This window comes from Mucisphaera sp. (assembly GCF_965279675.1).
Classification (GTDB): Bacteria; Planctomycetota; Phycisphaerae; order Phycisphaerales; family Phycisphaeraceae; genus Mucisphaera.
In genome coordinates this window covers 165,659-176,920 of the sequence record NZ_CBDIIJ010000002.1, presented here as the reverse complement: position 1 = coordinate 176,920, position 11,262 = coordinate 165,659, and the positions used below count along the sequence as shown (strand labels likewise).

Annotated in this window: 11 protein-coding genes; 6 read left to right on the top strand and 5 right to left on the bottom strand. The window is 62.8% G+C overall.

Annotation, left to right across the window (positions count from 1 at the left end):
• Positions 1-12: 12 nt before the first annotated feature.
• The gene (locus ACQZAB_RS00675) at positions 13-429 is read right to left on the bottom strand and encodes a hypothetical protein (protein WP_428386257.1); all 417 of its coding nucleotides are present in this window, start codon (positions 427-429) and stop codon (positions 13-15) included.
• Positions 430-605: 176 nt separating this feature from the next.
• Between ACQZAB_RS00675 and ACQZAB_RS00670 the strand changes: the two genes are divergently transcribed.
• From ACQZAB_RS00670 to astB, 5 genes are read left to right on the top strand one after another with little or no spacing between them, the layout of a single operon-like run.
• Positions 606-1,511, top strand: a complete 906-nt coding sequence (locus tag ACQZAB_RS00670; RefSeq protein WP_428386256.1) for an ion transporter — start codon at positions 606-608, stop codon at positions 1,509-1,511.
• Positions 1,508-1,810: a hypothetical protein gene (locus ACQZAB_RS00665; RefSeq protein ID WP_428386255.1), complete on the top strand. Its 303-nt coding sequence runs from the start codon at positions 1,508-1,510 to the stop codon at positions 1,808-1,810. The genes ACQZAB_RS00670 and ACQZAB_RS00665 overlap by 4 nt, the downstream gene beginning before the upstream one ends.
• A 9-nt stretch (positions 1,811-1,819) precedes the next feature.
• Positions 1,820-2,827: an arginine N-succinyltransferase gene (locus ACQZAB_RS00660; protein ID WP_428386254.1), complete on the top strand. Its 1,008-nt coding sequence runs from the start codon at positions 1,820-1,822 to the stop codon at positions 2,825-2,827.
• Positions 2,824-4,302, top strand: a complete 1,479-nt coding sequence (astD, locus tag ACQZAB_RS00655) for a succinylglutamate-semialdehyde dehydrogenase (RefSeq protein WP_428386253.1) — start codon at positions 2,824-2,826, stop codon at positions 4,300-4,302. The genes ACQZAB_RS00660 and astD overlap by 4 nt, the downstream gene beginning before the upstream one ends.
• On the top strand, positions 4,299-5,654 hold the full coding sequence (gene astB / locus ACQZAB_RS00650; RefSeq protein WP_428386252.1) for an N-succinylarginine dihydrolase: 1,356 nt from the start codon (positions 4,299-4,301) through the stop codon (positions 5,652-5,654). The genes astD and astB overlap by 4 nt, the downstream gene beginning before the upstream one ends.
• 264 nt (positions 5,655-5,918) lie before the next feature.
• On the opposite strand, the gene ACQZAB_RS00645 is transcribed toward astB, so the two are convergent.
• The gene (locus tag ACQZAB_RS00645; protein ID WP_428386251.1) at positions 5,919-6,749 is read right to left on the bottom strand and encodes a phytanoyl-CoA dioxygenase family protein; all 831 of its coding nucleotides are present in this window, start codon (positions 6,747-6,749) and stop codon (positions 5,919-5,921) included.
• Positions 6,750-7,082: 333 nt separating this feature from the next.
• On the opposite strand from ACQZAB_RS00645, the gene ACQZAB_RS00640 reads away from it, so the two are divergent.
• The gene (locus ACQZAB_RS00640; RefSeq protein ID WP_428386250.1) at positions 7,083-8,387 is read left to right on the top strand and encodes an SGNH/GDSL hydrolase family protein; all 1,305 of its coding nucleotides are present in this window, start codon (positions 7,083-7,085) and stop codon (positions 8,385-8,387) included.
• Between the two features lie 37 nt (positions 8,388-8,424).
• Here ACQZAB_RS00640 and ACQZAB_RS00635 read toward each other — a convergent pair whose 3' ends face one another.
• The 3 genes from ACQZAB_RS00635 to ACQZAB_RS00625 are packed head-to-tail and all read right to left on the bottom strand — an operon-like array spanning position 8,425 to position 11,240.
• Complete coding sequence (locus ACQZAB_RS00635) at positions 8,425-9,294, bottom strand: metal ABC transporter permease (protein WP_428386249.1); 870 nt, start codon at positions 9,292-9,294, stop codon at positions 8,425-8,427.
• Entirely contained in the window at positions 9,291-10,100 is an 810-nt protein-coding gene (locus ACQZAB_RS00630; RefSeq protein ID WP_428386248.1) for a metal ABC transporter ATP-binding protein, read from the bottom strand. Before ACQZAB_RS00630 ends, ACQZAB_RS00635 begins: the two co-directional genes overlap by 4 nt.
• A 48-nt stretch (positions 10,101-10,148) precedes the next feature.
• A complete protein-coding gene (locus ACQZAB_RS00625; protein ID WP_428386247.1) occupies positions 10,149-11,240 on the bottom strand; it encodes a metal ABC transporter substrate-binding protein in 1,092 nt (363 codons plus the stop codon).
• Positions 11,241-11,262 lie beyond the last annotated feature (22 nt).

Genomic DNA, 11,262 nt, shown 5'->3' with positions numbered 1-11,262 from the left:
AACCCAAACGCATCAGGGCGAGAACAGGTTCCCGCTAAACAGATCCGCAGTGGTCTTGTCATCCTCCACAGCGACCACCTTCCCGTTCCCATCGAAGTGAACGCTGAATGCCATGTCCCCCGAGAACACATACGGGAAGAAGAACCCGCCGTCCATCGCCTTCCCGCTTGAAACCAGCCCCTTCACATGATCCGCGTCATACCGCGTCTCTAGCCGAGCCGGCATCAGCCCCGGCGTGTCATAATTCATACGCACGCACTTCTTCGGCTCGCGCAAATCCACCACATCCGCCCAGTCCATCCCCACCTGCACTGCATCACGAAAAGCCTGGCCCTGCTCATTCGGATCCACATTCAGACCCGCGAGGTAGTAAACCGCATACATGCCCGCAATGATCGAAAGAAAGACACCAAGAAACACCTTCAACATGACCGCGATCCCTTCACCTGAAAACAGAACCTCCCACAAGATAGCCACACCCCCTGACGAATGCGACCCCCTCAGAAACCCTCCTAAAACCGATCAAGTCCACCTAATCCGGTTAAATCCATCCCCCGTCACAGCCCTTCACTCACCAGATCACCCACCCGGGTATTCTTCTGCCAATGCTCGTTGAACGCATCAAAGCACTGGTCGAATCCGCCGCCTTCAGCCGCGTCATCCTCTTCCTCATCTTCGCCGCCGCCGTCATCGTCGGACTCGAAACCTACCCCGCCGTCATGGACCAGTATGGCCGCATCATCTACGCCCTCGACTGGACCATCGTCTGGCTCTTCACCCTCGAAGCTATCCTTAAGATGGCCTCCCACGGCTGCCACTGGCACCGCTACTTCCGCGACCCTTGGAACTGCTTCGACTTCACCATCGTCGTCGTCTGCCTCCTACCCCTCGACGGCCACGCCGCCGCCGTCCTCCGACTCGCCCGCGTCCTCCGAGCCCTCCGACTCATCTCCGCCATGCCCAAGCTCCAGCTCCTCGTCGAGGCGCTGCTCAAGAGCATCCCATCCATGGGCTACGTCGGCATGCTCCTCTCCATCCTCTTCTACATCTACGCCGTCCTCGGCGTCTTCCTCTTCCGCGACAACGACCCCGTCCACTTCGGAAACCTCCAACTCGCCCTCCTCTCCCTCTTCCGCATCGTCACCCTCGAAGACTGGACCGACATCATGTACATCCAGATGTTCGGCTCCGACGTCTACGCCATCGATAACCCCTTCGCCACCGCAGAAAACCCGCAGGCACAACCCATCGTCGGCGGCCTCTACTTCCTCAGCTTCGTCCTCGTCGGCACGATGATCATGCTCAACCTTTTCATAGGCGTCATCATCAACTCCATGCACGAAGCCCAGGCCGAAGCCGAAGCCCGAAAAGAACACGCCGGAGCCGCCGACGAACTCGTCGCCCTCGAACACGACCTCGACCGACTCAAGGAAAAACTCCGCGTCATCCGCCACCAACTACCCTCAGAGAAAACCCCGAAGACATCCTCTCCCGAAAGCCACCACCCATGAACGAAGCCGACTACAAAGTCCCAACCCTCAAAGCCTGGTTCATCTTCTTCATCGTCGCCACCCTCCTCGGAGCCCTCTGCGGCGCACTCGCCGGCGGGATAGCAGGGGCAGCCGTGGTCGTACTAGGTCTCCAAATCGATCCCGGCACCGCCGGCGCAATCGCCGGCTACGTCGTTGCCATCCCCGTCTCCTTCATCGTCTACAGCTGGACCATTAACAAATACATCGTCCCAAGAGTCATCGACGACATCTACGCTCTCGCCGAAAACGATCAGCCTCAGCCCGAACACTCATTCTAAAACTTAGCCATGAGCCTCATCCTCCGCCTCGTCCAGAACAAAGACCTCCCCGGCCTCCTCGAACTCGCGCAGCAGGCCGGCCACGGACTCACCACCCTGCCCGCCGCCGAACACCTCCTCGCCGAACGCATCACCCACTCACTCAATAACACCACCCGCCTCTTCGTCCTCGAAGACACCACCACCCGCCGCCTCCTCGGCACCGCCAGCATCACCCCCCAGGTCGGCACCGACGAACCCTGGTACGCCTTCCACCTCGAAACCATCACCCACCAGTCCCAGGGCCTGGGCATCAGCCAGAAGCTCAACGTCCTCCACCTCATCGCCGAGAAGAACGGCCCCTCCGAGATCGGCACGCTTTTCCTCAGCCCCAACGCCCGCCGCGCCGGCCGCGGTCGCTTCCTCTCGCTTGCCCGTTTCCTATACATCGCCGAACACCCCGACGACTTCCAGCCCCGCACCATCGCGGAACTCCGAGGCGTCGTCGACGCCCTCGGCCGCAGCCCCTTCTGGGACGCCGTCGGACACCACTTCTTCGCCGTCGACTACACCACCGCCGACTTCCGCTCCGCCTACGACAAGCAGTTCATCGCCGAACTTATGCCCCGCCACCCCATCTACCTCAACCTCCTCTCCGACGAGGCCCGAGCCGTCGTCGGTCGCGTCCACCCCGACACCCTCCCCGCCATGCACCTGCTCCACAAGCAAGGCTTCAAAGCCACCGACCTCATCGATATCTTCGACGCCGGTCCCGTTCTCTCCGCCGAAACCCAAAGCATCAAAACCATCCGCGACAGCCACCGTCTTCCGATCACCCCCGCCAACATCGACCCCCAGGCACCGCAGTGGATGGTCGCCAACACCCAACACGACTTCCGAGCCACCCTCACCCCCGCTACCCATACCGACAACACCCTCCACCTCCCCCAGCAGGCCATTGACCTCCTCCAACTCAACCCCGACGACCACGTCCGCGCCACACACCTCTACACCACGCCATCGGAAACCAAGCCATGAGCGCCGAGCACAAACACTTCATCAACAGCGACTTCGTCAACGGCCAAGGCAAGCCCATCACCGCCCGCGACCCCTGGACCCTCGAGCCCACATGGCTCGGCCACGCCGCCTCCGCCGAACAGGTCGACGAAGCCGTCCGCACCGCCCGCAAAGCCCAGCCCGCCTGGTCCGCCACACCCCTCGAAAACCGCATCGTCATCTGCCAGCGCTTCGCACAGCTCGCCGCCGAACACGCCGAGGCCCTCACCGAAGCCGTCGCCTCCGAAGCCGGCAAACCCCGCTGGGAAGCCGCAGCCGAAGTCGGCCTCATAGGCCCCAAGGTCGAAACCTCCATCGCCGAACACCACCGCCAGCTCACCGAAACCACCTTCGACCTCCCCAACGCCAAAGCCGTCACCCGACACCGGTCCCATGGCGTCCTCGCCGTCATCGGCCCCTTTAACTTCCCCGTCCACCTGCCCAACGGACACATCGTCCCCGCACTCCTCGCCGGCAACACCATCGTCTTCAAACCCAGCGAGCGCACGCCCTCCGCCGGCATCCTCATGGCCAAACTCTGGGCCGATGCCGGACTACCCCCAGGCGTCCTCTCCGCCATCGTCGGCGCCCGCGAGACAGGAGAAGCCCTCGTCGCCCACCCGCAGATCGATGGCGTCCTCTTCACCGGCAGCTACAACGCCGGCCGGGCCATCGCCGCCAAACTCATCGACGAACCCGGCAAGATCGTCGCCCTCGAACTAGGCGGTAACAACGCCATCGTCGTCGACAAGGTCGCCAACCTCGACGCCGCCGCCTACACCGTCGCCGTCTCCGCCTTTTCCACCGCCGGCCAACGCTGCAACTGCGCCCGACGACTCATCCTCACGCCCGCCGTCGATCGCCAGCAATTCCTCAACCGCCTCATCGCCATCACCCAGTCCATCAAAATCGGCCACTTCGACGAAGACCCCCAACCCTTCACCGGCCCCCTCATCTCACCCGAAGCCGGCCAGGCCATCCTCGACGCCCAGGCCTCCCTCGAAAATCAGAACGGCACCATCCTCGAACCCGTCAAGCAAGCCGGCGACCACACCGGCATCCTCCGCCCAGGCATCATCGATGCCGCCAACATCGACGACCTCCCCGATGAAGAACACTTCGGCCCGCTCCTCCGCGTCCTCGACGCCGACAACCTCGACCACGCCATGACGCTCGCCAACCAGACCCGCTACGGCCTCGCCGCCTCACTCCTCACCGACAATGTCGAAGACTTCAACACCTTCGTCCACACCGTCCGCGCCGGCGTCATCAACCTTAATGGACCCACCGTCGGCGCCTCCGGCAAGATGCCCTTCGGCGGCATCGGCCGAAGCGGGAACCATCGACCCTCCGCCGCAGCCGCCGCCGCCTACTGCGCCTTCCCCGTCGCCTCCATGCAGGCCGCCCCCCTCCAGCCCGTCACCCAACCCATGCCCGGAATCAAAGCCTCAGCATGATCGCCGCCACCAAACAAACCACCGAAGTTCAGTTCGACGGTCTCGTCGGACCTACCCACAACTACGCCGGCCTCGCACCCGGCAACCTCGCCTCCCAATCCCACCAGGGCCTCACCTCCTCCCCCAAAATCGCCGCACTCCAGGGCCTCGCCAAAGCCAAGGCCCTCGCCGACCTCGGCATCCCCCAGGCCATCCTCCCACCCCACCCACGCCCGAACCTCAGCCTCCTCCGACGACTCGGGTTCACAGGCGACGACGCCAACATCCTCGCCACCGCCCACCGCCACGCCCCCGACCTCCTCGCCGCAGCCTCTAGCGCCTCCCCCATGTGGACAGCCAACGCAGCCACCATCAGCCCCTCACCCGACACCGCCGACAACCGCCTCCACCTCACCCCCGCCAACCTCACCTCCGCCCTCCACCGCTCCATCGAAGCACCTTTCACCACCCACCTGCTCAAACAGATCTTCACCGACGACAGCCACTTCGCCATCCACGACCCGCTCCCCGCTTCCCTCCCCGACGAAGGCGCCGCCAACCACACCCGCCTCAGCCCCACCCACGATCAGCCCGCCCTCGAACTCTTCGTCTACGGCAGCCAGGCCCCACGCGGGACCCTCCCAAACCAGATCGAACCCAAACGCTTCTCCGCCCGACAACACCTCGCCAGCTCGCAGGCCATCGCCCGCCTCCACCAGCTCAACCCCGACCACGCCCTCTTCATCCAGCAGCATCCCGAAGCCATCGACGCCGGCGTCTTCCACAACGACGTCATCGCCGTAGGCGACACCAACCTCCTCCTCCTCCATGAAAAAGCCTTCCTCAACCAGCAAGACGCCACCGACCAGATCGCCACCGCCTACCAGAACCTCACCAACGACACCCTTACCATCATCATCATCCGCGAAGACCAGGTCTCACTCAAACAAGCCGTCGATGCCTACCTCTTCAACAGCCAACTCCTCCGCACCCCCGATGGCAAACGCCTCATCGTCTGCCCCGACCACTGCCGACAAACACCCGCCGTCGCCAACCTCCTCAACACCTGGCAGCAAAACGGCACCTTCGACGAGGTCCTCTTCTTCGACCTCCACCAATCCATGAGCAACGGCGGCGGACCCGCCTGCCTCCGACTCCGCATCACCCTCACCCCCGAACAACAAAACGCCATCCCCCATTCCCTCTACCTCACACCCACCCTCCACGAACAACTCACCCACTGGATCAACCACCACTACTCCGACCAACTCACCCCCAACGACCTCGCCGACCCCCAACTCATCCGCACCTCCAAAGACGCCCTCGACCAACTCTCCCGAATCCTCAACCTCCCAAACCTCTACAAGTTCTGACACCCCCAAAAACAAACGCCGGGTGCCACACCTTGTCCTGAAGGGCAAGGTGTGTTCGTGCACCAAAACCCACGGGTGGCTGTGGGCACGTCGTAGATCCGCCGAAGGCGGGCCGCGTGCCCACAGATCCAACAACTCCGGCTGCCACGGTTTCGGTGTTTATCTACCGCGGGAGGAACGCACGAAAATAAGCCGTGCCCTACCCCCAGCAACCACGCCAGCTCTGAGCCCGGTCGCGATGCGACCGCGGTCTCCCGGACAACACTACCCCCTCGAGTAAACCACCGGATTCATCTCACTCGCCACCACCTCACCCACACCAACCCCGGGACAGAACGCCTCCCGATCCGCCTTCTGAAAATCATGCTCAGGCGACTTAAGCCTCATCGCCTCATCCATATAAATCACCGTCATCACCTCACGCGCCCGATCCCCCTGATTCGGTCCCGCACGATGCGCCGTCCAACCCAGATGAAACGACACATCCCCGAGCGCATAAGCCGAAGCCTCTAGCGGGCAAGCCGCCGCCTCGATCGACTCTCTTAGCTCTCGCTCGCTGTCATCCGAAATCCCCAGATCACGACCCAGCCCCAGCTTGTGACTCCCCGCCGCAAAACTAAGCGGGCCCATCTCAATCGGCACCTCCACCAACGGAATCCACGCCGTCACCGTCCGGTCCGTTGCCAGCGGCCAGTAAAACTGATCCACATGCCAGGGCGTGATCCCGCCCGTCGCCTCCTTGAAAAGCGCCTGATCGTGATACAGCCGCACCCCCGAAACCCCCAGCAACTCGGCCGCAATCCGCCCCAGCCGCCGGCTCATCACAAACCGCTTCACCGCCTCATTCATCCGCCACAGATTGCAGACCTGAATAAACGCCTTGCCATACGTGTCCTTCTCCTCCAACGGAATATCCGCCTTCGGATCGTTCGCCATCGTTGTCTCGCGAATCGGCTCGCGATACCGAGCCAGCGTCTCCGCAGGCAGCACCCCCGAGAGCTTCGCGTACCCGAATCGCTCGAACCGCTCGATCTGCTCCGCCGTCAACGCGTAAGGCTCATCAAGCACCGCATCCAAGGCCGCCGAATCCATCATGCCCGTACCCTCAAATGATCTGCCAACGGTAGTAAAAGAGCCACAACCCACATCTAAGACCAGCGCCACACTAGCAACAAGCCGCTCGCAACACCGAGAGGCAACCAGAGCGAGACCAGACACCTGATCAGACGTGCAAAACAATATGAATGATGAACTTAAAACAGGATATGGCGAAACACAGGACCCGTTCACACACGAAATAACCCGCCAGAAAACAGCCCGTTTCGAGCCACTTTGAACCAAAATCAGCGAAAATCCGCCGAAATCCTAAGACTTTCGCCCAACCATGATCCATGCTTCCGCAAGCCCCAGACCCGCACCGGACACCCCATGCGCCACCACAAAACACTGTCAATACTGATTTTAGCAACCTGCCTCCTGGCCTCCGAAGCCCACGCCATCACCTTCAACCGCGTGATTTCCTTCGGCGACTCGCTTTCCGACGTCGGCAACATCTCCAGCGCCACCCTCGGCATCCAGCCAGGCGGCAGCTACTTCAACGGCCGCTTCTCCAATGGACCCGTTTGGGTAGAAGCCCTCGCCAACCGGACGGGTATCCCCGCCACCACCCACAGCCGCGCTGGGGGGAATAACTACGCCCACGGCGGAACCACGACAGCCGACGACTTCTTCTCTGTCTCCGTCCTCTTCTTCAGGCTCGACTTCCCGAACGCCGGACGGCAGATCATCGAGTTCCTGGACGACGCGCCAGCCATCCAGCCGGACGATCTGGTGACGCTCTGGGCCGGGGCCAATGATCTCTTCAATATCTCCGGCTCGCTGGGCAGCCAGGGGGCAGCCAGAGTCGACGAGATGCTGGCCAACACGACGACAAGCCTCAACCGTCTCATCAACGCCGGGGCTCGGCACATCGTGGTCCCGAACCTCCCGGCCCTGGGACAGACGCCCGACTTCGGCGGCGGCACGCAGCTCATCGATACCTTTGTCGAGAGCTACAACACCCAACTGACTGACCTCCTGGACGGCTTCAACACCGGCAGCCCCGCGACGATTTATCCGCTGGATGTGTTCGAGATCGGCAACACCTGGGTGGATGATCCCGGCCGCTTCGGGTTCACGAATACCACCGATGCTTACTTGTCGAACCCGGTCGGTGATCCGAACAGCTATGTGTTCTTCGATGGCGTCCATCCGACGGCAAGGGCGCACGCGCACTTCGGGCAGGCGGCCTGGCAGCTGATCCTTGGCGGGGATATGGACGGCAACGGCGTGCTCAACGCCGGCGACCTGCGGACCATCGAGAACGCCATCGGCAGCACCAACCCGCTGTTGATTACGAATGTCAACGCCGATCTGGTGGTCGATGTGCTGGACGCCCAGCACTGGCTCACGGAGCTCTACGGCACCCTGCCCGGCGACTTCAACCTCGACCGCCGGGTCGACCTGATCGACCTGTCGATCCTCGCCACCAACTTCGGCGGGTCGGGCCTGTACACCTTCGGCAACGCCACCTTCGACGACGCCATCGACCTGATCGACCTCTCCCTCCTCGCAACCAACTTCGGAGCGGATCTGAATCCGATCCCCGAGCCGGTCTCGATGCTGTTACTGCTCGGGTTGCTGTGTAGTTACAGAAAAGCCACTGGGGCCGTTCACGACCCAATCGAATCGTGATCGTTCCCGCAACCCGCGGCGGTTGACGCCGTCCTGGTCAGGGGATGCCGATGCGGTTCCAGGCCAGTCGGGCGAGGTGGGTGATGAGAAGGGCGAGGCACATGACGCTGACGGCGGCCTGGCCGGGTGGGAAGTCCCAGAGGTGACCGAGCCAGAGGCCCGTGAAGCTGAGCATGATCGCGAGCAGGGGGGCGAGGAGGAACAGGCTTCGGACTTCGCCGGCGATCTGCTTGGCGATCATGACGGGGATGGCGAGAGCGCCGAAGGCGAAGAGGACGCCGGTTGAGCGGACGGCGAGCCCGACCGAGAGGCCGGCGAGGATAGCGAGGATGACGTTCCAGCGGGTGACCTTCATGCCGATGGCGGCGGCCATGACCGGGTCTGACAGGAGGAGGATGAGGGGGCGCATCAGCCAGATCATCAGCAGGGCGATACCGAGGAAGAGCAGCGCGAAGGTGGCGAGGTCGATCCAGGTGGCGCCGATGACGGAGGAAACCTGGAGGCGGCGGACCTGCTCCATGCCAGCGGGGGCATGGGCGAGGAAGAGAACGCCGAGTGATCCTGCGGTGACGTAGACCCATGCGGTGCGTTCGTCGCCGTCGAGGCTGCCGCCTTGTGCGGACTGGCTGTCGCGGCTGCCGAGCATGGTGATCATGGCGGCGAGAACGGCTGCGAGGATCACGACGGTGTCGCGGAGGCTGGCTTCGAGGGTGCCATCGATGTGGGCGCCGAAGACAAAGGCCATGATGGCGTAGCCCATGAGAGACGTTTGCGCGACGGCTGCGGCCATGAAGAGCTGTCGTCGGGCGGTGGCGACGACGCCGATGACGGCCAGCACGGCGCTTGCGAGGAGCGTGAGGGTGTAGGGTCGGAAGAAGAGGGGCCAGGATTCGAGGAAGTCGATCATGAATGGTGAACCTGAATCCTGCGTTTGCCGTTGCTGTCTGTCTCAACGGGTACGGGGACGCCGAAGGTTTGGCTGAGGGCTTCGGTGTTCAGGACCTCGCTGAGGGTGCCGCTTTGGACTTCGCCTTTCCTGAAGAGGGCTGCGTGTGTGGCGTGTTCGGTGACGATGTGGAGGTCGTGTGTGACAAAGACGATGGTGACGCCATAGGTTGTCCGCATGTCTGCGAGGACGTCGAGGACGGCAGCGGCCGCGGCGAGGTCGAGGCCTGCGGTGGGTTCGTCGACGATGAGGACCTGGGGATCGCGGATAAGGGCTCGTGCGAGCAGAGCGCGCTGTTTCTGTCCGCCTGAGAGTGTCCAGTAATTGCGGTTTCTGGAGGCTCCGAGCCCGACGACTTCGAGGACGCGGTTGAGTCGTTTCTGTCGTTGACCGGCGTGGGTGGGCACGCCTGCGAGTCCTGAGAGGATGAACTCGCGGACGGAGGTTGGGAGGACGGGGTTGAGTTCGAGTCGTTGGGGGACGTAGCTGACGCGTCCTTTGTCGAAGACTTCCTTGTCGCGGAGGATTTTTCCGCGTTTGGGACGGAGGGCTCCGAGGATGCCTTTGATGAGGGTGGTTTTGCCTTCGCCGTTGGGCCCGAGGAAGCACCAGAACTGGCCTTCTTCGATGCACATGGAGACGTCGGAGAGGACGGGGATGCTGCCGTAGCCGAGGTCGACCGAGAAGAGTTCGACGACGGGCGTAATCAGCGGCTCCGGAGCGACGACCTCGGGTTTGGCTGGGGTCTGGGTATCGGCAGTGGTCATATTGGGAATGATCGTCAGGGCTTGAGGAAGAGTGATGGCTACGTGGCGCTACTGCTGCACTGGCGGGTCGCCGACTTTTGTCTGGATGGCTGTGAGGAGTTGTTGAGCGTTGTAGTTGACGAAATCGAGGTAGGTCTCGACGCCGGGGCGACCGCCTGGCTGGTGTGCCATGGGTGCGGCGATGCCGTCGACGGCGTTGGCTACAAAGGCGGCGTGCTGGGGGTCGAAGTAGACGATGCTCAGGATGATGCGTGCGTCGGCCTCGCGCATGTCCAGGATGACCTGCTGGAGATGTGGTGCGGTTGGCGGGACGCCGGGCTCGGGTTCGAGGTAGTTGATGGCTCTGATGCCGTAGCGTCGGGCGAAGTAGGGCCAGAGGTCGTGGTCGCCGACGAAGGGGATGTCGGTGTAGGGCCGGAGTGCACCGAGCCATCCGGCGAGGAGGCTTGGGTCTTCCTGGAGATGTGGGAAGTTGGTGAAGTCGTTGGTTTCGATGGCGATGGCGAGTTCTTCGAAGTTGGCGGGGTCGGTGTGTTCAGCAACGTGTTCTCCGACCATGGCGACGATGATGCTGTTGGCGAAGGCTTCGGCGTTGGCGTTGAATTCGGAGGCGAGGTCGGGGCGGATTTCGCTGAGTTTCTCGGCGATGGCTTTTGCGGCTTTGACGCCTTCGACGGGATCGGCGAGGTAGTGGGGGTTGTCTTCGGGGTGGAAGGAGCCGGGGACGCCTCGGCCTTCGGGGCCGACGATGGTGCGCATGTTGACAGAGAGATCTAGGTGGCCGGGCTGGCCGGGCATGACGTTGTCGTTGCCGGCCTGCGCGAGCATGGACGGCAGATAGGCTTCTTCGAGAGCGAGGCCGACGACGACTAGGAGATCGGCGTTGGCCAGCGCTGTGATCATGGCGGGTGTTGCGTTGACGATGTGGGGATCGTCTCCGCCTCGGACGAAGGTGGTGAGGCTGATCTGGTTTCCGCCGACGGCTTTCACGAGTTCGGCGGCGTCTGTGGCCGTGACGCAGATGTTGATGGTGGTTGCGGTGCCGCTGGTGTCCTCGCTGCTGCAGCCTGTGAGGGTGAGAAGGCTCACGGCGAGGATTGTGGCGATGAGATATCTGACTGTGTTTCGATGTGTTGTCATCCCGGATTCCTTCTCAGGCGGC